Annotated in this window: 18 protein-coding genes; 11 read left to right on the top strand and 7 right to left on the bottom strand. The window is 70.4% G+C overall.

The annotated features are described in order from the left end of the window. Window positions 1–2: 2 nt before the first annotated feature. From AB0I94_RS27535 to AB0I94_RS27525, 3 genes are all read left to right on the top strand, one after another. A complete protein-coding gene (locus AB0I94_RS27535) occupies window positions 3–2,741 on the top strand; it encodes an ATP-binding cassette domain-containing protein (protein ID WP_363312370.1) in 2,739 nt (912 codons plus the stop codon). Continuing rightward, the gene (locus AB0I94_RS27530; protein ID WP_363312369.1) at window positions 2,738–3,532 is read left to right on the top strand and encodes an ABC transporter ATP-binding protein; all 795 of its coding nucleotides are present in this window, start codon (window positions 2,738–2,740) and stop codon (window positions 3,530–3,532) included. The genes AB0I94_RS27535 and AB0I94_RS27530 overlap by 4 nt, the downstream gene beginning before the upstream one ends. 201 nt (window positions 3,533–3,733) lie before the next feature. Continuing rightward, on the top strand, window positions 3,734–4,525 hold the full coding sequence (locus AB0I94_RS27525; RefSeq protein ID WP_363312463.1) for an aldo/keto reductase: 792 nt from the start codon (window positions 3,734–3,736) through the stop codon (window positions 4,523–4,525). A 71-nt stretch (window positions 4,526–4,596) separates the two neighbouring features. On the opposite strand, the gene AB0I94_RS27520 is transcribed toward AB0I94_RS27525, so the two are convergent. Both AB0I94_RS27520 and AB0I94_RS27515 read right to left on the bottom strand, forming a co-directional pair. Further along, a complete protein-coding gene (locus AB0I94_RS27520; protein ID WP_363312368.1) occupies window positions 4,597–5,478 on the bottom strand; it encodes a class I SAM-dependent methyltransferase in 882 nt (293 codons plus the stop codon). A 119-nt stretch (window positions 5,479–5,597) separates the two neighbouring features. Further along, window positions 5,598–6,566, bottom strand: coding sequence for a YafY family protein (locus tag AB0I94_RS27515; RefSeq protein ID WP_363312367.1), 969 nt, complete (start codon window positions 6,564–6,566; stop codon window positions 5,598–5,600). Between the two features lie 40 nt (window positions 6,567–6,606). Between AB0I94_RS27515 and AB0I94_RS27510 the strand changes: the two genes are divergently transcribed. Together AB0I94_RS27510 and AB0I94_RS27505 are read left to right on the top strand one after the other, a co-directional pair. Continuing rightward, the gene (locus tag AB0I94_RS27510) at window positions 6,607–7,098 is read left to right on the top strand and encodes a hypothetical protein (protein WP_363312366.1); all 492 of its coding nucleotides are present in this window, start codon (window positions 6,607–6,609) and stop codon (window positions 7,096–7,098) included. Continuing rightward, complete coding sequence (locus AB0I94_RS27505) at window positions 7,095–7,565, top strand: hypothetical protein (protein ID WP_363312365.1); 471 nt, start codon at window positions 7,095–7,097, stop codon at window positions 7,563–7,565. The genes AB0I94_RS27510 and AB0I94_RS27505 overlap by 4 nt, the downstream gene beginning before the upstream one ends. Here AB0I94_RS27505 and AB0I94_RS27500 read toward each other — a convergent pair. Next, window positions 7,543–8,286: a class I SAM-dependent methyltransferase gene (locus AB0I94_RS27500; RefSeq protein ID WP_363312364.1), complete on the bottom strand. Its 744-nt coding sequence runs from the start codon at window positions 8,284–8,286 to the stop codon at window positions 7,543–7,545. The two genes, AB0I94_RS27505 and AB0I94_RS27500, sit on opposite strands and share 23 nt — an antisense overlap. A 6-nt stretch (window positions 8,287–8,292) precedes the next feature. After that, window positions 8,293–8,598: a 4a-hydroxytetrahydrobiopterin dehydratase gene (locus AB0I94_RS27495; RefSeq protein ID WP_363312462.1), complete on the bottom strand. Its 306-nt coding sequence runs from the start codon at window positions 8,596–8,598 to the stop codon at window positions 8,293–8,295. A 122-nt stretch (window positions 8,599–8,720) separates the two neighbouring features. Here AB0I94_RS27495 and AB0I94_RS27490 point away from each other — a divergent pair, with 122 nt between their 5' ends. Beyond that, window positions 8,721–9,539, top strand: coding sequence for a helix-turn-helix transcriptional regulator (locus tag AB0I94_RS27490; protein ID WP_363312363.1), 819 nt, complete (start codon window positions 8,721–8,723; stop codon window positions 9,537–9,539). A gap of 27 nt (window positions 9,540–9,566) precedes the next feature. On the opposite strand, the gene AB0I94_RS27485 is transcribed toward AB0I94_RS27490, so the two are convergent. Continuing rightward, window positions 9,567–9,992 (bottom strand): hypothetical protein, encoded by a 426-nt coding sequence (locus AB0I94_RS27485; protein ID WP_363312362.1) that lies wholly within the window; start codon window positions 9,990–9,992, stop codon window positions 9,567–9,569. 237 nt (window positions 9,993–10,229) lie between these two features. Here AB0I94_RS27485 and AB0I94_RS27480 point away from each other — a divergent pair, with 237 nt between their 5' ends. The 4 genes from AB0I94_RS27480 to narI are packed head-to-tail and all read left to right on the top strand — an operon-like array spanning window position 10,230 to window position 16,815. Continuing rightward, a complete protein-coding gene (locus AB0I94_RS27480) occupies window positions 10,230–13,913 on the top strand; it encodes a nitrate reductase subunit alpha (protein WP_363312361.1) in 3,684 nt (1,227 codons plus the stop codon). Further along, the gene (narH, locus tag AB0I94_RS27475; protein ID WP_363312360.1) at window positions 13,914–15,527 is read left to right on the top strand and encodes a nitrate reductase subunit beta; all 1,614 of its coding nucleotides are present in this window, start codon (window positions 13,914–13,916) and stop codon (window positions 15,525–15,527) included. Continuing rightward, window positions 15,524–16,093, top strand: coding sequence for a nitrate reductase molybdenum cofactor assembly chaperone (gene narJ, locus AB0I94_RS27470; RefSeq protein ID WP_363312359.1), 570 nt, complete (start codon window positions 15,524–15,526; stop codon window positions 16,091–16,093). Before narH ends, narJ begins: the two co-directional genes overlap by 4 nt. Further along, window positions 16,093–16,815: a respiratory nitrate reductase subunit gamma gene (gene narI, locus AB0I94_RS27465; protein WP_363312358.1), complete on the top strand. Its 723-nt coding sequence runs from the start codon at window positions 16,093–16,095 to the stop codon at window positions 16,813–16,815. The genes narJ and narI overlap by 1 nt, the downstream gene beginning before the upstream one ends. A 7-nt stretch (window positions 16,816–16,822) precedes the next feature. Here narI and dnaK read toward each other — a convergent pair whose 3' ends face one another. Together dnaK and AB0I94_RS27455 are read right to left on the bottom strand one after the other, a co-directional pair. Then, on the bottom strand, window positions 16,823–18,694 hold the full coding sequence (dnaK, locus tag AB0I94_RS27460; RefSeq protein ID WP_363312357.1) for a molecular chaperone DnaK: 1,872 nt from the start codon (window positions 18,692–18,694) through the stop codon (window positions 16,823–16,825). A 161-nt stretch (window positions 18,695–18,855) separates the two neighbouring features. Continuing rightward, the gene (locus AB0I94_RS27455) at window positions 18,856–19,281 is read right to left on the bottom strand and encodes an OsmC family peroxiredoxin (RefSeq protein WP_363312355.1); all 426 of its coding nucleotides are present in this window, start codon (window positions 19,279–19,281) and stop codon (window positions 18,856–18,858) included. Between the two features lie 241 nt (window positions 19,282–19,522). Here AB0I94_RS27455 and AB0I94_RS27450 point away from each other — a divergent pair, with 241 nt between their 5' ends. After that, on the top strand, window positions 19,523–21,157 hold the full coding sequence (locus AB0I94_RS27450) for a DUF6345 domain-containing protein (RefSeq protein ID WP_363312354.1): 1,635 nt from the start codon (window positions 19,523–19,525) through the stop codon (window positions 21,155–21,157).

Below are 21,157 nucleotides of genomic sequence, written 5' to 3'. Positions count from 1 at the left end.
CCATGTCTGATCTGCTGGGATTCGTGCTGAGCGGTCTCGTCTCCGGCGCCCTGTACGCGCTGCTCGCGACCGGCCTCGTCCTGTCCTACTCCGCCTCCGGTCTCTTCAACTTCGCACACGGCGCGACCGCCTACCTCTGCGCGCTCACCTTCTACGAACTCCACTCCGGCTTCGGCTGGCCCGCCGTGCCGACGGCGCTCCTTCTCGTCTGTGTCGTGGCGCCCGCGCTCGGCTGGGGCCTTGACCGGCTGATGTTCCGCAAGCTGGCCAGGGTGGGCGAGACCGCGCAGATCGTGGCGACGATCGGGCTGCTCGTCGCGCTGCCCGCGCTCGGCCTGTGGGTGGTGGAGCTCCTCGAGGACGCGGGGGCGTCCGTCAAACCGGCCGAGAACCAGTTCGGTCTGCCGGGCGTGGGGCCGAGCCCCGCCAAGAACTGGCAGCTCATGGACGGCGTCGGCATCGACTCCGACCAGCTCATCACGTGGGTCGCGACGTCCGTCGTCGCGATCGGCCTGTGGGTCCTGATGCGGCACACACCGCTCGGGCTCCGGCTGCGGGCCTCGGTGGACAACCGCTCGCTGGTGGAGCTGCGGGGCATGAGCGCGGACCGGCTCTCGTCGGTGGCGTGGATGCTGTCGTCGGGTCTCGCGGGCTTGGCCGGTGTGCTCGCAACTCCCTTGCTGGGCTTGTCCTCGCACGACTTCACCCTCTTCCTGTTCGTGTCGGCCACGGCCGCCGTCCTCGGTCGCTTCATGTCGATCCCGCTGGCGTTCGCGGGCGGGCTCGGGCTCGGGGTGCTGCAGAATCTTGTCGCCGGGTACGCGGATTTCGCGGAGAACATCACTGGTTTCCGCACGGCGGTTCCGTTCCTGATCCTCTTCGCCGGGCTGCTCCTCATGACGCGGCGGCAACGGACGGCGGGAACGGCGGCGGTGGACGCACCGCCGATCGACTATCTGGCCGGGCGGTCGTGGATGCGGCGCTGGGGGCCCTGGGCCGTCGGCGGCGTGCTGCTCGCACTGTCCTTCTACACGGTCACCACCCCCTTCTGGAGCGGCATCCTCGCCCAGGGCCTGGCGATCTCCCTGGTCTTCGTCTCGTTCACCGTGGTGACGGGCCTCGGCGCGATGGTGTCCCTGGCCCAGGCGACCTTCGTGACGGGTGCGGCCCTGGTGGCGGGCCTGCTGATGAGCCACGGGTGGCCGTTCATCGCGGCGGCGCTCGTGGGGACGTGCGGGGCGGCGGTGCTCGGCGCCCTTGTCGCGCTGCCCGCGCTGCGCCTCGGCGGCCGGTCGCTGGCGCTCGCCACCCTCGCCCTGGCCTTCCTCGCCGACCAAGTCCTCTTCCAGATGGGGTGGTTGAGGAACGGCGACACGGGGTGGGAGATCCCGCGTGCCGTCTTCGGCCCGGTCGACCTGAGCGACGACCGCGCGATGGGCGTGGCGATGGTCGTCCTCGTGGCGCTGGCCGTGGCCGCGCTGAGCGCCCTGCGGGGGTCGGCGACGGGACGGGCGATGCTGGCGGTGCGATCCGCTCCGGCGGCGGCGATGGCCTCCGGGGTCTCGGTGGTGCGGACGAAGCTCCTGGTGTTCACGTTGTCGGCGGGGCTCGCGGGGTTCGGTGGCGTGATGTACGCGTCGTTCAACACGCGGATCACGGCCACGGACTTCACCGCGATGACGGGCCTCGTGTGGCTGGCGGTGGTGGTGGCCGCCGGGGTGCGCAGGCCGCAGTTCGCGGTGGTGGCGGGTCTTGTCTTCGCGATCATGCCGCACCTGATCGCCGACTACGTGACGGAGTCGGTGCAGCTGCCGGTGATCCTGTTCGGGCTGGCGGGGTTGGCGTTGGCCAATGATCCTGACGGGTATTGCGCGGCGGTTTCGGTGCGGATGCACCGGCGGCGGGCAGCGGGAACTCCAGCCCGTCCGGCGCTTGAGGACGAACTCGGCGGAGCCGGTGACCGACGGCCACCGGTAGCGGCGGAACCGGTTCCGGGAAGGGGCGGGACCGGGGAAAGCGACCCTGCCCTTGCCCTTGCCGACGTCCACGCCGGATACGACGGCGCCCCCGTCCTGCACGGCGTGACCCTCACCGTCCACCCCGGCGAGATCGTCGCCCTCCTGGGGCCCAACGGGGCCGGCAAGTCCACGACGTGCAAGGCCGCCGCCGGGCTCCTCATCCCCACCAGGGGGCAGATCTACGTAGCCGGAGCAGACGCCACGCACCGCGGCCCCGTCCACCGCTCCCGGGCGGGAGTCGTCCTCGCCCCCGAGGGCCGCGGCATCTTCCCCGCGCTCACCATCGAGGAGAACCTCACCCTGCACCTCCCGGACGGACACGCCCGCGACGCCGTCTACGACCGCTTCCCCGGCCTCGCCGCACGGCGCAAAGTCACCGCGGGATCCCTCTCCGGAGGAGAACAGCAGATGCTCGCCCTCGCGCCCCTCCTCCAGCGCCCTCCCAAGGTCCTGATCGCGGACGAACCGTCCCTCGGCCTGGCCCCCCGCGTGGTCGACGAGGTCTTCCGCCTGCTCGCCGAACTCCGCGACGCAGGCACGGGGTTGCTCCTGGTGGAGGAGAAGGCCGCCGAGATCCTCGGCATCGCCGACACCGTCGCCTACCTCGCGCAGGGCCGGGTCTCCTGGTGCGGCCCGCGCTCCGAGGTCCGGGCGGACCAGCTGACCGAGGCCTACCTGGGCATAGCCGCGCAGGGCCGCACCGAAGGAGTGGGCAGGCCATGAGCGAGCGCGTCCTCGAAGCTTTTGGCATCGGCGTCCGCTTCGGCGGTGTCCACGCCCTCACCGACGTGGACCTGAGCCTTGGCCCCGGCGAGGTCTGCGGCCTCATCGGCCCCAACGGCGCGGGGAAGACGACCCTCTTCGACGTCGCCTCCGGCATCCGCCGGCCCGACCGGGGGCGCGTCCTGCTCGACGGAGCCGACATCACCGGCCGCTCCCCCGTCTGGCGCGCCCGCCACGGCATGCGCCGCACCTTCCAGCGCCAGCAGCTCTTCGGGCAGCTCACGGTCGCCGACAACCTGCTCGTCGCGCAGGAATGGCGCGGCGGCGGTGGCGGGTGCGCCGCGGATCTGCTGGCGTCGCCCACCCGTCGCACCCCCGAGAAGGAGAGACGAGCCCGCGCCACAACCGTGTTGCGGGAGTGCGGACTTGGGGCGCTGGCGGACGACTACGCGGGCGCCCTGCCCGTCGGCCAAGCCCGCATGGTGGAACTGGCACGCGCGGTGGCGGACCCGCCCAGGGTGCTGCTCCTGGACGAGCCCGCCTCCGGCATGACCGCCGACGAGCGAGGCCGGCTGTCGGCCGTCATCCGGCACCTCGCGGAGGAGGAGGGGTGCGCCGTACTCCTCGTGGAGCACAACGTCGCCTTCGTGATGGAGCTCTGCGCCCGCGTGGTCGTCCTCGACCTCGGCCATGTCCTGGCCGAGGGCCCGGCGGCCGAGGTACGCGCGGACCCCAGGGTGCGGGACGCGTATCTCGGGACGACCGCGGCCCAGCCGATGGACACGGAGTAGTGACCGGGAGGGCCGGGGCCGTCACAGGGCGTTCACATAAGTGTTCCGCGTTCAGTGACGTGCAATAGAGTTGTGGCATGGGAATGGTCAAGGAATGCGGCACCGCACCTGATCGTTGACCATGGGAGTACCACCCGACGACTGAAGGATCGAAAGCTCGTGAGCAAGGTCCCCCCGATCATCCTGAACAATGGCGTCGAGATGCCGCAGCTCGGTTTCGGCGTCTGGCAGGTCCCGGACGACGAGGCAGAGGCCGCCGTCACGACGGCGCTGGAGGCCGGGTACCGCAGCATCGACACCGCGGCCATCTACGGCAACGAAGAGGGCACCGGCAAGGCCATCGCCGCTTCCGGCATCGCCCGCGAGGAGCTCTTCGTCACGACGAAGCTCTGGAACACCGACCAGGGCCACGACTCCACGCTCCGCGCCTTCGACGCGTCCCTGGAGAAGCTCGGTCTCGATTACGTGGACCTGTACCTGATCCACTGGCCGCTGCCCTCCAAGGGCCTCGCCGTGGACACGTACAAGGCCTTCGAGAAGATCCAGGCCGACGGCCGCGCGAAGTCCATCGGTGTCTCGAACTTCCTGCCCGAGCACCTGGAGCAGCTTCTGGCCGAGACGTCGGCCATCCCGGCGGTCAACCAGATCGAGCTCCACCCGCACCTCCAGCAGCGCGCCTCCCGCGAGTTCCACGCGGAGCAGGGCATCACCACGGAGGCCTGGTCCCCGCTCGGTCAGGGCAAGGGCCTCCTGGAGGTCCCGGCGATCATCGCGATCGCCCAGAAGCACGGCCGCACGCCGGCCCAGGTCGTCCTGCGCTGGCACATCCAGCTGGGCAACGTGGTGATCCCCAAGTCCGTGACGCCGTCGCGGATCAAGGAGAACATCGACGTCTTCGGCTTCGAGCTCGACCCCGAGGACATGGCCGCGATCAGCGCACTGAACGAGGACCGCCGACTGGGGCCCGACCCGGCTACGTTCGACGTCGCCTAGACAGCGGATTCATCGAAGGGCGTCACTCCCACCGCACCGGGGAGCGGCGCCCTTCAACTGTCCCTGGGCCCTTACTCCTTGACCCCCACATACACCGTCTGCGCCGACAGCAGAAACACGTCGGGCCGGTGATGCAGGCTCTGGTCGTCGTTCTCGTCCAGGAGGCGGTCCACCGTTGCCAGGTCTTCGGGGTCGAGGGTGTCCTCGTGCATCTCGCGGCGGCGGGAGAGCTCCGAGATGATCTGGGCGCGGGCCGCGTCGGAGACAGGGGCCGGCAGGTCCAGGAGGAACGTGCGGGTGCCCGCGTGGCGCAGGCCCGCCTCCGTGAGGAGCGTGGGCCAGTCCTCCGTGACCGCCTTCGCGCCCGGCAGGTCCGCCCTCATCCGCGTGAACCACTCGTCGTCCGCCAGGTCGAAGCGGGTCTGGAGGCCCGGCCTGCCGAAGCCGATGTCGCGGGGCAGGCTGCGCTGGGCCAGGCCGCCCTCCAGGAGTGCGATCGCGCCGCCCGGTGCGAGGCGGTCCGCGAGGGCGGCCAGGGCGCTCTCCTGGTCGCCTACGTGGTGCAGGGCCCTGCCGATCCAGAGAAGGTCCGCGAGCGGCATCGCGCCGATCCCCTCCGGGAGTTCCGCCTGGAGCGTGCTGACCCGGTCCGTCAGCCCCTCTCGGGCCGCCCGCTCCCGTGCGCGCTCCAGGAGGGGCTCCGCCGGGTCCACCGCGATCACCTCCGCCTTGGGGAAGATCTCGGCAAGGAGGAAGGAGATGGAGCCGGAGCCACTGCCGACGTCCGCGATCAGGTTCGGCCCCGGCTGCCAGGTGCGCAGCCACTCCGCGATCTCGCGGTTCTGCGGGGCGGCGAGCTCCGCGTTCCGCTCCAGCATCGGACCCATGGTGGCCCAGTCGATGTCCTCGTGGTGGTGGCCGTGCTTGTGGCCGCCCTTGTGGTCGTGAGCCATGTTCTGCCGCCGCCTTCGCGTGTCGGGGGTGTGGTGTCCGAGCCGTGTCCAGCGTGCGCCGTCGCCTCCCTCACGGCCAGTCGCCTTGCGGTTTCGGCAAACGCGATGCGCCGTTCCGGTCAGGAGTAGCGTGCGTGCAGTTGTTGCGCCGTCGCGGCCAACCGCGCGCGCAGTTCCGGCGGTTCAAGTACCTCGATGTCCGCGCCCAGGCGGAGGAACTCGTCGTGGGCGTGATCGACGGACTCGATGGGCAGCACCGCCCGGATCCAGCCCCCGCCGCCGGGTTCGGCGCGGCCCGTCGCCTCGGCGGCTCGGGCCGCGGGGCCCGTCAGCCGGGACACCGCGTGCGGCGCCAGGCGCACGACCGCCTCGCCCTGCTGCAGCCGCGCGTGGAAGGCTTCCTGGTACGACCCCCAGTACGCCGCCAGGTCGAAGTGCGGGGGGATCTCGAACTGCTCCTGTGTGCCGTCCAGTTGGAGGATCTGGTCGACTCGGTACGTGCGCGGCTCGCCCTCTTCCGTTGCCGCGGCTATCACGTACCAGCGGCCCGCCTTGAGGACCAGGCCGTACGGTCGCAGGCTGCGCTCCACTTCTGTGGGGGCCCTCCAGCGGCGGTAGCGGACGTGCAGGACGCGGCTGTCCCAGACCGCGGCGGCGACCGCGGTCAGGTGGGGTACGTCGTCGGCGCGCGCGTACCAGCCCGGCGCGTCCAGATGGAAACGGGCGCCGACCCGGTCGGCGTGCGGGCGCAGCTCGGCCGGGAGCGCCGCGCGCACCTTGAGCTGGGCGGCGGCGAGAACCGGGCCGAGGCCCAGGGCGGCGGCGGGGCCCGGTGCTCCCGCCAGGAAGAGCGCCTGCGCCTCCGGCGCGGTCAGGCCGGTGAGCCGGGTGCGGTAGCCGTCCAGGAGGCGGTAGCCGCCCGCGTGGCCCGCGTCCCCGTAGAGCGGGATTCCGGCGGTGTGCAGGGCCTCGACGTCCCGGTAGACCGTCCGGACCGACACCTCGAGGTCGGCGGCCAGCTGGGCGGCCGTCATCCGGCCCCTGGTCTGGAGCAGCAGGAGGATCGAGACGAGCCGGTCAGCTTTCACTGACACAGGATGTCAGTGAAGTGGGCCTAGCGTCCCTGACATGCCCTTTCAGGAGAAACTGCGGTACTCGCCACCACCCATCGAGGTGGCCGGGCGACGCGTCAAGCGCTATCACGTCACCGCCGACCCGGCGGGCATCGATCCCGGTGTGGAGAAGGCGGCGTACGAGGTCCTGCCCCGGCTCCTCCCCGAGCCGGACGGCACGCCGCCCGCGACGTTCGTCGTGCTGCACCGTGGCGGGGACAGCGGCGCCTACCTCAACGCGTACAGCTGGGTGTGGGACAACGTCCTGCACTGCCGGATCGCCGTCGCCGGTCAGCCCGCGCTCGGCTGCCCCGATCAGGATCCGACGCACTTCGTGCTCCTGGACCGGCCGTTGATCGGCTGCGTCTGGGAGCTGCCTCCCCTGCTGCACGAACGCGACGCCTGGGTACGGCACTTGCTCACGCCCGACTCGCCCGGCCCTGCCGATCTCGACGCCTACGTCACCGACACCCTGCCCGACGGCACCACAGGAGACCACCGCTCATGAGCAGCCCGCACGACTTCGACTTCTTCTTCGGGAACTGGGACGTCGCGCACCGCCGACGGACAGACTTCCTCGACCCGGCGAGCGGGTGGGAGGAGTTCACGGCCGTCAGCCGCTGCTGGAGCCTCTTCGACGGAGCCGCCAACATCGATGAGGTGGACTGCGCAGGCGAGGGTGTCAAGGGCCTGACCCTGCGGCTCTTCGACCGGGAGACCGAGCAGTGGTCGCTGAACTGGTCGTCGAGCCGCAGCGGCAAGCTCTTCCCGCCCGTCTACGGCCGCTTCGGGGCGGACGGCCGCGGCGAGTTCTACGGGGACGACCGGCACGACGGCAAGGCCGTGCGCGTGCGCTTCGTCTGGTCGGACATCTCCGCGAGCACCGCCCACTGGGAGCAGGCCTTCTCCGTCGACGAGGGGCGGACCTGGCTGACCAACTGGTCGATGCGGTTCACGCGCCGGGCGGCATCCTGAACGACCTGAGCGCGAATCGCGGGTCCTGGCGTGGCACTTCCTGGTCCGGCAGGGCCGCGAGACCCTCCACGAGCCGCGCGGCCAGAGGGCTGCCGGGCGTGATGCGCGTGAACCAGCCCCGGCCGATGTCCTCGACCGTGGAGCGGGGTGTGCGCCCCTGGCCGTGGCCCCGGAAGCGGGACCCACCGGCCGGAGTCAGGCCCCGCGCGGCCGCGTACGCCTCGACCGCCTGGGCGCGGTCGACCGCCGGGCCCACCGGGCGCGGGGCGAGCACGGCGTCGATGTCGCTGCCCACGTCGTGGGCGGCGGCCTTGTCGACGGTCGTGACGAACACGCCGCCGGGCCGCAGCACCCGGGCGCACTCGGCGACGACCGCTGCCGCCTCCTCGGGGCCTGACAGCAGATGGAGCAGCCACACCGCGCACACGGCGTCGAACGAGGCGTCGGGGAAGGGGAGTCGGCGGCTGTCACCAAGGACGATGGCCCCCGGCAGCCGGTCCGACGCCATGCGCGCCATGCCGTGCGCCGCGTCCACTCCGGTCACCCTCAGGCCCGCCCCGGCAAGGCTCCGGGTGACCAGGCCCGTGCCGCAGGCGACGTCCAGGAGGGTGCGGGTGTCCGGCGGGAGCAGGCCACGGACCGCCGCGGCGGCGGCTTCGGCGCGTGGCTCACCGCCGCGCGAGGCGTCGTAGCGGTCGGCTTCCTTGCCGTAGTCCAGCATCCCCGCTCAGACCGCCCCGTGGCCGACCGCCAGCTCTTCGACTCGGCCGGCCAGCTCGAAGTCGAGCACGGTGAGAGCGCCGCCCACGCTGTGCGTGTTCACGGACAGGGAGACGGTGTTGTAGCCCAGCGTCAGCTCGGAGTGGTGGCCGAGGTCCTGCTGGATCTGCGCGATGTGGACGACCATCGCGGTCGCGGCGAAGTGCGAGCCGAGCTGGAAGGAGCGGGTGATGCGATCGCCTTCGAGCGACCAGCCTGGCAGCTCCGCGAGCCGCTCCTCGACGTCCTTCTGTGACAGCGGTTCGAGTGACATGGCCACGCCCTTCTCCTGGACAACGGCGTATGGGTGCACGTACATCCCTCAGCCTGCCACATCGCCTCCCGCGAGGCCCTGATCAGGCCACTCGGTCGAACCCCTTCGATTACTGTCTGGGTATGACAACTGCCGTGTCCACCAAGGAAAGCACCGGCGTCGGCCCCCTCCTGCGCGGCTGGCGCGAGCGGCGCAAGGTGAGTCAGCTGGAACTGGCCCTGCGCGCCGACTCGTCGGCGCGGCACATCAGCTTCATCGAGACCGGCAGGTCACGCCCGAGCGAGGAGATCGTGCTGCGCCTCGCCGAGCACCTCGACGTACCCGTACGGGAGCGCAACTCCCTGCTCCTGGCGGCCGGTTACGCGCCCCGCTTCCGGGAGACCCCGATGGACGACCCCTCGATGGGCACCCTGCGGGAAGGCCTCGAGCAGCTCCTGCGCGGGTACGAGCCCTACCCCGCCCTGGTCGTCGACGCGGCGTACGACGTGGTCGCCGCGAACCGCGGCATCGCGATGATCCTCGACGGCGTCCCCGAGCACGTCCTGCGGCCGCCCCTGAACGCCATGCGGCTCACGCTGCACCCGGAGGGCCTCGCCCCCAAGATCCGCAATCTGCGTGAGTGGCGCGGACACCTGCTGCATCAGATGGAGCGGCAGATCGCGCTGCAGCGGTCCGACGCGCTGCGTGCGGTGTACGAGGAGGTGTCGGCGTACCCGGTACAGGACCCCGGTGTCGACGTGTTCGAGGCCGACGGGACGGGGAGCGGCGTGCCGTACTTCGCGCTGCCGCTGCGCATCGAGCACGACGGGCATCTGCTGTCCTTCGTCTCGTCGATCTCCACCTTCAACACCCCCATGGACGTGACGGTCGCCGAACTGGCCATCGAGACGCTCCTCCCGGCCGATCCGGCGACGGTCAAGTACCTCCAGTCGGCGTCCTGAGCCCAACACCGAGGGTCCTCCCGGCACCTAAGCCCGCAGGGACCGCAGTGCCGCGTACTGCAGGGCGGCGAAACCTCCGACGGTCAGGGCCTGGAGCGGGATCCACACGGCGCCCGCGGTGCTGGGCGACAGCCAGGCGACGAGGGCGACGACACTGAGCACCGCCCAGGCCGCGTTCGCCTCGATCACCCCCCGGACGGGAAGCGTGGGCGGGCTCTTGCGCGACGCGAGGTAGCCGACGCCCACGCCGTACAGCGTGAGGAAGACGCCGAGGGCGAGCAGGAGCCCCGTGTCGATGCCGAGGAACCGGCCGAGGGGGCCCGAGGCGGCCACGTACGCGAGGCCGTTCCCGGTGGTCACGACCGCGTCGAGGGCGAGGAAGCGCCGCAGCATCGTCTTCGCGTCGTTCGTGCGGGCCAGTGCGTTGAGCGGGTGTACGGAGTACGTCGACATGAGGTGCTGCCTCCAAGCGGCGGTGGGGAGAGAAGGCCGGATCCGGTCCGGAGTGCGCCGGACCGGGTCCGGTGGGACCACCCTGCCCGGACCGCGGGCGGGGGTCGATTACCTCAGAGGTAAGGGCGGCGCCCCCGGAGCGCCGAAGGGAGCCACAACCCGTACGGCGGTCGCCGCCGTGTGCCCCCATCACCGCGCACCTAGGTTCGTTGAAAGGCAGACTTAGGGAGCTCAAGGGTGACAGAGACGACCGAGCCCGGCGCCGCGCTACTGCGTGCGGGGAAGTTCTTCCGCCGTGGCACCGCCGCCCCCGACCTGCACAGCATCGGACTCGTCGGCGGCCGGGACGCGGACGCCTTCTACCGGGACCGATGGAGCCACGACAAGGTCGTGAACTCGACGCACGGCGTGAACTGCACGGGCTCCTGCCGCTGGAAGGTGTACGTCAAGGACGGCATCATCACCTGGGAGACCCAGCAGACCGACTACCCCTCCGTCGGCCCCGACCGCCCCGAGTACGAGCCGCGCGGCTGCCCCCGCGGCGCCGCGTTCTCCTGGTACACGTACTCACCGACCCGCGTGCGCTACCCGTATCTGCGGGGCGTACTCCTGGAGATGTACCGCGAGGCGAAGTCCCGGCTGCGGGACCCGGTCCTGGCCTGGGCGGACATCCAGGGGGACCCGGAGCGGCGCAGGAGGTACCAGCGGGCGCGCGGCAAGGGCGGGCTCGTGCGGGCGACCTGGGACGAGGCCGTCGAGATCATCGCGGCGGCGCACGTCCACACGATCAAGACGCACGGCCCCGACCGGGTGGCGGGCTTCTCCCCCATCCCCGCGATGTCGATGGTGTCGCACGCGGCGGGCGCCCGCTTCATGTCGCTGATCGGCGCTCCCATGCTGTCCTTCTACGACTGGTACGCGGACCTGCCGGTGGCTTCGCCACAGGTGTTCGGTGACCAGACCGACGTACCGGAGTCGGGCGACTGGTGGGACGCCGCGTACCTGATGATGTGGGGCTCGAACGTCCCGGTGACGCGGACACCGGACGCGCACTGGATGGCCGAGGCGCGCTACCGGGGCCAGAAGGTGGTGGTCGTGTCCCCGGACTACGCGGACAACACGAAGTTCGCCGACGAGTGGCTGCACCCGCACCCCGGTACGGACGGCGCCCTCGCCATCGCGATGGGCCACGTCATCCTGAAGGAGTTCTTCGTCGACCGGCAGACGGACTTCTTCACCGACTACGTCCGCACGTTCACCGACCTGCCGTTCCTGGTGACGCTGACCGAGCGCGACGGCGCGTTCGTCCCGTCGAAGTTCCTGCGCGCGACCGATCTCGGCCAGGGCGGCGAGGGCGGCGACTGGAAGACGGCCGTCCTGGACGAGAACACCGGGCAGCCCGCCGTCCCGAACGGCTCGCTCGGCTTCCGCTGGACCGAGTCCGGCAAGGGCAAGTGGAACCTGGAGCTCGGCGACATCAAGCCGCAGCTCTCCCTGCACGGCTCCGACGTCGCGGCGGGCGTCGAGGTGCTGCTCCCCCGCTTCGACACCGAGGGCGGCACGCACGGCCAGGGCCGCGGCGAGGTCGTCCGCCGCGGGGTGCCCGCCACGCGCCTCGGCGGCCAGGACGGGCCGCTCGTCACGACGGTCTTCGACCTGCTGCTCGCCCAGTACGGCGTCGGGCGCGAGGGGCTACCGGGCGACTGGCCCGCTTCGTACGAGGATGCCGACGCGCCCGGCACCCCCGGCTGGCAGGAGGCGCACACCTCGGTGCCGGCCGCGAAGGCGGTGAAGATCGCGCGGGAGTTCGCGCGGACCGCCGAGAAGTCACGCGGCCGCTGCATGATCCTCATGGGGGCCGGGACCAACCACTGGTTCCACTCCGAGACGATCTACCGCGCCTTCCTCGCTCTGCTCCAGCTCACCGGCTGCCAGGGCCGCAACGGCGGCGGCTGGGCGCACTACGTGGGGCAGGAGAAGTGCCGCCCCGCGACCGGCTGGGCGACCCTCGCCAGCGCCAACGACTGGAGCAGGCCGCCACGGCAGATGATCGGTACCGCGTACTGGTTCCTGAACACCGACCAGTGGCGCTACGACAAGTTCGCGGCGGACGTGCTCGCCTCTCCCCTCGGCGAGGGACGGTTCGCGGGCATGACGGGCGCCGACTGCCTGGCCCTGTCCGCGCGCACCGGATGGATGCCCTCGTACCCGACGTTCGACCGCAACTCCCTGGTCCTGGGGGAGACTTCGGACGACCCGGTCGCCAACGTCGTCGACGAGCTCAAGGCGGGCACCCTCAACTTCGCCTGCGAGGACCCGGACGCCCCGGAGAACTGGCCGCGCGTCCTGACCCTGTGGCGCGCCAATCTGCTCGGCTCGTCGGCCAAGGGCGCGGAGTACTTCACCAAGCATCTGCTCGGCACGCACTCCTCGCTGCGGGCCGAGGAGGCTGCGCCCGACGAGCGTCCCTCGACGGTGACGTGGCGCGACGAGGCCCCGGAGGGCAAGCTCGATCTGCTCGTCTCGCTGGACTTCCGGCAGACGTCGTCGACGCTGCTCTCGGACGTGGTCCTGCCCGCGGCGACCTGGTACGAGAAGCACGACCTGTCCTCCACGGACATGCACCCCTACGTCCACTCCTTCACCCCGGCCGTCGACCCGCCCTGGCAGGCCCGCACCGACTTCGACACGTTCAAGGCGATCGCGGAACGGCTCAGCGAGCTGGCCGTGGACCACCTCGGCGTACGCAAGGACGTCGTCGCCACCGCCCTCCAGCACGACACCCCCGGCGAGACGGCGCAGCCCGGCGGTGTCGTCCTGGACTGGCGCAAGGGCGAGTGCGAGGCGATCCCGGGCAAGACGATGCCGGGGCTGTCGCTGGTCGAGCGCGACTACACCGCGATCGGCGCGAAGTTCGCGGCGCTCGGCCCGCTCGCGGAGAAGCTGGGCCTGCCCGCGAAGGGCATCGCGCTGCGGCCCGACCAGGAAGTCGACGAGCTGCGCGAACGCAACGGCGTCGTGCGCGGCGGCCCCGCCGACGGGCGCCCCGCCCTGGACACGGCGGTGAAGGCGGCGAACACCATCCTCGCCCTGTCCGGCACGACCAACGGCCGCCTCGCGACGCAGGGCTTCCACACCCTGGAGGCGCGCACCGGCCAGGAGATGGCGCACCTGGCCGCCGAGCACGAGGGCAAGCGCATCACGTACGCCGACACCCAGGCGGCCCCCGTTCCCGTGATCACCTCGCCCGAGTGGTCGGGCAGCGAGTCCGGCGGCCGGCGCTACACCGCGTTCACGCTCAACACCGAGCACCTGAAGCCGTGGCACACGCTCACCGGGCGCCAGCACTTCTTCCTCGACCACGACTGGATCCACGAGCTGGGCGAGGCGATGCCCGTCTACCGGCCGCCCCTGGACATGAACCGACTGTTCGGGGAGCCACGGCTCGGCCCGGACGGCGAGAAGGAGGTGACGGTCCGCTACCTCACCCCGCACAACAAGTGGTCCATCCACTCCGAGTACCAGGACAACCTCTTCATGCTGTCGCTCTCCCGGGGCGGGCAGTGCGTCTGGATGTCACCGCAGGACGCGGAGGCGATCGGCGTGCAGGACAACGACTGGATCGAGGCCGTCAACCGCAACGGCGTCGTGGTGGCGCGCGCGATCGTCTCGCACCGGATGCCGGCCGGCACGGTCTACATGCACCACGCGCAGGAGCGCACGGTCAACGTGCCCAAGGCGGAGACCACCGGCAAGCGCGGCGGCATCCACAACTCCCTGACCCGCCTCATCCTCAAGCCGTCCCATCTCATCGGCGGCTACGCCCAGTTGTCGTGGGCCTTCAACTACCTCGGCCCGACGGGCAACCAGCGCGACGAGGTGACGGTCATCCGCCGCCGCTCGCAGAAGGTGGAGTACTAGATGCGCGTCATGGCACAGATCGCGATGGTGATGAACCTCGACAAGTGCATCGGCTGCCACACCTGCTCCGTCACCTGCAAGCAGGCGTGGACCAACCGGGACGGCATGGAGTACGTCTGGTTCAACAACGTCGAGACCCGTCCGGGCCAGGGCTATCCGCGCCGCTACGAGGACCAGGAGAAGTGGCGCGGCGGCTGGGAACTGAACAAGCGGGGCGCTCTGAAGCTCAAGAACGGCGGCCGGGTCAAGGCCCTTCTTGAGATCTTCTCCAACCCCAAGCTGCCGGAGATCAAGGACTACTACGAGCCCTGGACGTACGAGTACAGGAACCTCACCGACGCCCCGCTCGGCGACGACTACCCGGTAGCCGAACCGCGTTCGCTGATCAGCGGCAAACCCATGAAGATCGAGTGGTCGTCGAACTGGGACGACAACCTGGGCGGCGTGACGGAGCACGGCGGCCTCGACCCGATGGTGGCCAAGACCCGCGAGAAGGCCGCCGAGAAGGTGAAGTTCGCCTTCGAGCAGACCTTCATGTTCTACCTGCCGCGGATCTGCGAGCACTGCCTGAACCCGTCGTGCGTGGCGTCCTGCCCGTCCGGGGCGATGTACAAGCGCGAGGAGGACGGCATCGTCCTCGTCGACCAGGACGGCTGCCGGGGCTGGCGCAAGTGCGTGACGGGGTGCCCGTACAAGAAGGTGTACTTCAACCACCGCACCGGCAAGGCCGAGAAGTGCACCATGTGCTATCCGCGCCTGGAGGTGGGGCTGCCCACCGTCTGCTCGGAGACGTGCGTGGGGCGCCTTCGCTACCTCGGCGTGATCCTCTACGACGCCGACAGAGTGACCCGAGCGGCGTCGGTGCAGGACGACAAGGCGCTGTACGAAGCCCAGTTGGGGGTCTTCCTCGACCCGGAGGACCCCGAGGTGCGGCGCGAGGCCGAGCAGGCCGGGATCGGCCACGACTGGGTCGAGGCGGCACGGCGCTCCCCCGTGCACGCCCTGATCAGCACGTACAAGGTGGCGCTCCCGCTGCATCCGGAGTACCGCACGATGCCGATGGTCTGGTACATCCCGCCGCTCTCGCCGGTGGTGGACGCGTTGAGCGAGACCGGGCACGACGGCGAGGACCTGGACAACCTCTTCGGCGCGATCGACACACTGCGCATCCCGCTGGAATACCTGGCGGAGATCTTCACGGCCGGTGACGTGGGCCCGGTGCGGGCCTCGCTGGAGAAGCTGGCGGCGATGCGGGCTCACATGCGGGCCATCAACCTCGGGGAGCGGCCCGACAGTTCGGTAGCCGGGGCCGTGGGCATGTCGGGCCAGGAGATCGAGGAGATGTACCGGCTCCTGGCCATCGCCAAGTACGAGGACCGCTACGTCATCCCGACCGCGGCCGTCGGTGACGCGCGGCGCCTGGAGGAATCCGCGCTGCCCGACGCGTGCAGCCTCGACTTCGAGGGCGGTCCGGGGGCGGGCGGCGACGGTCCGTTCGGTCAGGACTCGGGGCGCAGGCAGTTGCCACTGGTGACCGTCGAGAACTTCCACACCCTGCGGGACCGGCAGACCGCCGACGAGCAGCCCTCCGCGACCGAGAAGGACACCCTGTGAGCGACCACGCCGTGCTCTACCAGGCAGCCGCGCACTGCCTGGCCTATCCGGACGAGGAGTTCCGCGCCCTGCTGCCCCAACTGAAAGAAGCGGCGCCCGCGTTGGAGCCATTTTTGGCGCACGCGGCAGCGACGGAAGCCACCGATCTCGCCGCGCACTACGTCCAGGTCTTCGACTTCAAGAACCGCCACAGCCTCTATCTGAGCTGGTGGCGCGACGGTGACACGCGCCGGCGCGGGATGGCCCTGGTCCGCTTCAAGGAGGTCTACCGGGAGCACGGCCTGGAGTTCACGGGCGAGGAGCTGCCGGACTTCCTGCCCGCGGTCCTGGAGTTCTCGGCGCACGCGGGTCCTGTCCTCCTGGAGGAGCACCGGCCGGGTCTCGAACTGCTGCGGCTCGCCCTCACCGACTTCGGTACGCCCTACGCGTCCGTCCTCGCGGCGGTGTGCGCGACGCTGCCGGGGCCCTCGCCGAAGGACCGTGCCGAGGCGCAGGCACTGGCCAGGTCGGGGCCGCCACGGGAGGACGTCGGCCTCGAACCCTTCGCACTGACCGGGGAGCACTGATGAGAACGCTGCTGTGGGGCGTCATCCCGTACGTGGCCTTCGTCCTGCTCGTGGCGGGCCTTCTGTGGCGCTACCGCTACGACAAGTTCGGATGGACGACGCGCTCTTCCCAGGTGTACGAGTCGAAGCTCCTGAACATCGCGTCGCCGATGTTCCACTACGGGATTCTGTTCGTCCTCGTCGGGCATCTGGTGGGGCTCTTCATCCCGGAGTCGTGGACGGAGAAGGTGGGCGTGAGCGAGCACGCGTACCACCTGTTCTCGCTGTACGGCGGCACGGCGGCGGGAGTCCTGCTGGTGCTGGGCATCCTGCTGCTGCTCTACCGGCGGCGCACGAACGCGCCGGTGTTCCGGGCGACGACCGCCAACGACAAGCTGATGTACCTCGTGCTGTTCACGGCGATCGTGCTCGGCATGGTGGCCAAGCTGGCGCACACATCGGGCTCGGGCTACAACTACCGCGAGTCGATGGCGCCTTGGGCACGCAGCCTGTTCACCCTCCAGCCGGACACGGGTCTGATGGCGGGAGTGCCGGTCATGTACCAGATCCACGCGGTGGTCGGGATGGCGCTGTTCGCGCTCATCCCGTTCACGCGGCTGGTGCACATGTTCAGCGCGCCGGTGCAGTATCTGTTCCGGCCGTATGTGGTGTACCGGAGCAAGGACCCCCGCCGGGTCGGACCGCGTCCGGAGCGGCGGGGGTGGGAGAGAACGGGGTCCTAGCAGGGGGCTACCCCTTGTCCTCCTTTCCTGCCTCCCCCGGCTTCTCGTCGTCCACGATCTCCGCGTCGACCACGCCCTCCTCGGCAGAGGCCCCCGGAGCTTCCGGTTCCTGTTGGGCGCCCCCGCCGGAAGCCGCGTACATGGCCTGCCCCATCCGCTGGCTGACCGAGGCCAGCTTCTCGACGCCCGCGCGCAGCGCCGCCGTGTCGTCGGCCCTGTCCTTCAGAAGGCCCTTCAACTCCGTTGCCGCCATCTCCACTTCGGTCCTCGTGTCCGCCGGGATCCGCTCCTCGTTCTCCCGCAGGAACCGCTCGGTCTGGTAGACGAGCTGCTCCGCCTGGTTGCGGGTCTCGGCGGCGTCGCGCCGCTTGCGGTCCTCCTCGGCGTGTTCCTCGGCCTCCCGCACCATGCGGTTGATGTCGTCCTTGGGCAGTGCGGAGCCGCCCGTCACCGTCATGCGCTGCTCGCGCCCCGTCGCCTCGTCCTTGGCGGACACGTGCATGATTCCGTTGGCGTCGATGTCGAAGGTGACCTCGATCTTGGGCACGCCACGCGGCGCCGGCGGCAGCCCCGTCAGGTCGAAGACGCCCAGCTTCTTGTTGTACGCGGCGATCTCCCGCTCCCCCTGGAAGACCTGGATGCCGACCGACGGCTGGTTGTCCTCGGCGGTCGAGAAGGTCTCCGAACGCCGGGTGGGAATGGTCGTGTTGCGTTCGATGAGCTTGGTCATGATGCCGCCCTTGGTCTCGATTCCGAGGGACAGCGGCGTCACGTCCAGGAGCAGGACATCCTTCACGTCGCCCCTGATCACACCGGCTTGGAGCGCCGCGCCGAGCGCCACCACCTCATCCGGGTTGACCCCCTTGTGCGGCTCGCTCCCGGTGAGCTCCTTCACCAGTTCCGTCACCGCCGGCATCCGCGTCGAGCCGCCCACCAGGATCACGTGGTCGACGGCGGAGAGCTTGATGCCCGCATCCTTCACCGCCTGGTGGAAGGGGCCGCGACAGCGCTCCAGCAAGTCCGCCGTCAGCTCCTGGAACTGAGCGCGCGTCAGCTTCTCCGCCAGGTGCAGGGGGCCGTCCGCCGACGCCGTCACGTACGGCAGGTTGATGTCCGTCTCGCTCGACGAGGACAGCTCGATCTTCGCCTTCTCGGCACCCTCCCGCAGGCGTTGCACCGCCATCTTGTCCTTGCCGAGGTCCACTCCGTGCGCGTTCTTGAACTGCCGCACCAGATACTCGACGATGCGCTGGTCCCAGTCGTCGCCGCCCAGCTGCGTGTCGCCGTTGGTGGCCTTCACCTCGATGACGCCGTCGCCCATCTCCAGGAGCGAGACGTCGAAGGTGCCGCCTCCGAGGTCGAAGACGAGGACCGTCTGGTCGTCACCCTTGTCGAGTCCGTACGCGAGGGCGGCGGCCGTCGGCTCGTTGATGATGCGCAGGACGTTCAGGCCCGCGATCTCGCCCGCTTCCTTGGTGGCCTGGCGCTGCGTGTCGTCGAAGTAGGCGGGGACGGTGACGACCGCGTCCGTGACGTCCTCGCCCAGATAGGACTCGGCGTCACGCTTGAGCTTCTGCAGGACGCGGGCGGAGAGCTCCTGCGCGGTGTACCGCGTGCCTTCCACGGACCCGCCCTCCGGGAAGCGCCAAACCCCGTCGCCCATGTGGCGCTTGACGGAGCGTGCGGTCCGCTCCACGTTGGTGACCGCCTGTCGCTTGGCGACCTCCCCGACGAGCACGTCGCCGTTCTTCGCGAAGGCGACGACCGAAGGTGTGGTGCGCGCTCCCTCCGCGTTGGCGACGACCGTGGGATCACCGCCCTCCAGGACGGCCACCACCGAGTTCGTCGTACCGAGGTCGATCCCGACTGCACGTGCCATGTCCAGTCCCCTTCAACGCGAGCCCGTTTCCCGGCGTACTTCGACCTCCATCACAAAACTTGAGCGGCTTGTTGTCAATGCCGCCCATGACTGTGCCGCCGCCCATGAAGGACGGCGGCACAGTCGGGGATCGGCCGGAAAGGCCGTGCTTCGGGCCTGGATCAGGCGAGCTTCGCCGTCAGCGTGATCGTCGTGCCCGTCAGCGCCTGGCTCACGGGGCAGTTCGCCTTGGCGTCCTCGGCGGCGGCGACGAACGCCGCCTCGTCGATGCCCGGCACCGTGCCCTCGACGGTGAGGTGGATGCCGGTGATGCCGGTGCCCGGCTGGAACGTCACGTCGGCGGACGTGACCAGGCGGGTCGGCGGGGTGCCCGCGCTGTTCAGACCGTTCGAGAAGGCCATGGAGAAGCAGCTGGAGTGCGCGGCGGCGATCAGCTCTTCCGGGCTGGTCTTGCCGTTCGCCTGCTCGGCGCGGGACGGCCAGGAAACCGCCTGCTCCCCGATCCCGGAGGAGTCGAAGGTGACGGTGCCCGTCCCCTCCGTCAGGTTGCCTTCCCAGACCGTGTGCGCGGAGCGCGTGGTAGCCACGATGTAGATCCCTTCAGTGTGGTTCCGAGATGCGTTCCGGAACGTCCGTGCACCCATCCGATCACACCCGGGCGCGGCACACGCGCAAGACCGGCCCTCTCCACCGGGGCTCCTGAGGCATCAGGGCAGCCCCGGGGCACGGTCGCTATGGCCGAAATGCCAACTGTGCAAGGCGCGTCCGCGGTGACACTTTGAGGCCCCCTCGCCCACGGGACGAGGAGTCCACTCAGGGGGTTTGGCCATGCGCATGAATTACTCGGAACGCGGTCCGTCTCCGCTGGAGGGTGCGAAACCCGGAGCCGCCGGTGACCGTGACTCCACCTTCGGCTGGTGGGGGGCCTTCAGCATCCAGAAGTTCGTCAACCAGTCACCTCTCTTCCACACGCACGGGGACGCCACCGGGTGGCTGGCGTACCTGCAGCAGTTCTACGACCGCAACTTCTGGTTCGCGGACGGTGGGGCGCAGGTCTGGGCGTACGAGGAGACGTACGACAACTGGCAGGACCGCTACGGCATGGACGCGGTGGTCGCCGTGTACCACTCGGGCCACGGCGGCATGGACAACAACGGCGTCTTCTTCGCGCCACTCGGCGCCGTCTGGGACGGCCGCAGCGACGCGATCTCGAACCGGATGGCGCTCGGCAACGAGAAGGCGAACTACGTCTTCTGGTCGACCTGTGACTCGCTGAAGGTCACCGGCGGGCACTCCCCGATCCGCACCTGGGCGGGGGCCAACATCGGCTTCCGCATGATCTTCGGGTTCGAGACCGTCAGCATCGACAGTCCGGACTACGGCAAGAAGTTCTGGGAGAAGTGGCGGGCCGGGCAGACGTTCACCGACGCGTGGCTGAACGCGAGCTGGGACATCTACAAGGGCCAGGCGCCCTCGGTCTGCGCGGTCGGCGTCAACCAGGCCGACGCCACCGCCCGCCTCAACGGCGAACGCACCCTCTACCGCGAGCACGTGCCGGACAACTGGTACGTGTGGCGCTGGTACTACGCGCGCGACTCCCTCCGGGAGCCGGTGACGCAGGCGCCGAGCAGCCCGCAGATCGTGCAGCTCGCGCCGCGCGACCCGGGCGAGGAGCTCACCAAGACGGGCCGCATCGCCGACTTCCCGTCGGCGGCGCTGCAAGAGGTGCAGGTCGAGCGGCAGGGCGTGCTCAGCGCCACCTCCGGTGACCGGACCGTCTCCACGGCTCCGCACGCCGTCCGGTGGGTCAAGCTCGCCGAGGCCAACCACCGCAACCTGCGGCGGTTGCCCACGGAGCGGGCGGTCGAGGTGGCCCGCGCGTTCGCCGAGCAGCACGCCGACGGCGCCGAGCTGGTCGTGGACAGCGTGCACGACCTGATGCAGAACTCCGGCGCGAAGGACGGCACCGAGCTCGGCGAGCCGGTGACCCTTGAGACCCACGTGACGTTCCGGCAGGTCTTCGACGGCATACCGGTCATCACGCCCGACCGCGGTCTCATCCGGGTGGGCCTGGACAACGACGCGACCGTCGTCCAGGCGCAGATCTCCACACGCGACACCACCGGCACGACGCGCGAGCCGAGCACCGACATCGCGCCGCCTCCCGCGGCCGGCAAGGCCGCGGCCGCCCCGCAGCGGGCACGCGACCCGCGCGAGGCACTCGCCGCCGCCCAGCGCAAACTGCTCGCCGAGCTCGCCACCGTCACGGCCGACGAGCAGAACGGCCGGGCCGCTGCCGCACAGCGTGAGCCCGAGGTCAGGGACGTGCCAGGCACGTTCGAGGTCGGCTATGAGATCGAGGGCAACGAGGCCTACCCGGCCGCCCGCAAGCTGATCGAGATCGGCTCGCCCGACGGCATGTTCGTCACCCGCCGCTGGGTGATGGCACCGCTCGCCCGGTAG

This window comes from Streptomyces sp. NPDC050147, assembly GCF_040660195.1.
In the GTDB taxonomy this organism is placed as follows: domain Bacteria; phylum Actinomycetota; class Actinomycetes; order Streptomycetales; family Streptomycetaceae; genus Streptomyces.
The sequence above is the reverse complement of the archived record's forward strand: the minus strand, read 5'-3'. Positions and strand labels throughout refer to the sequence as shown.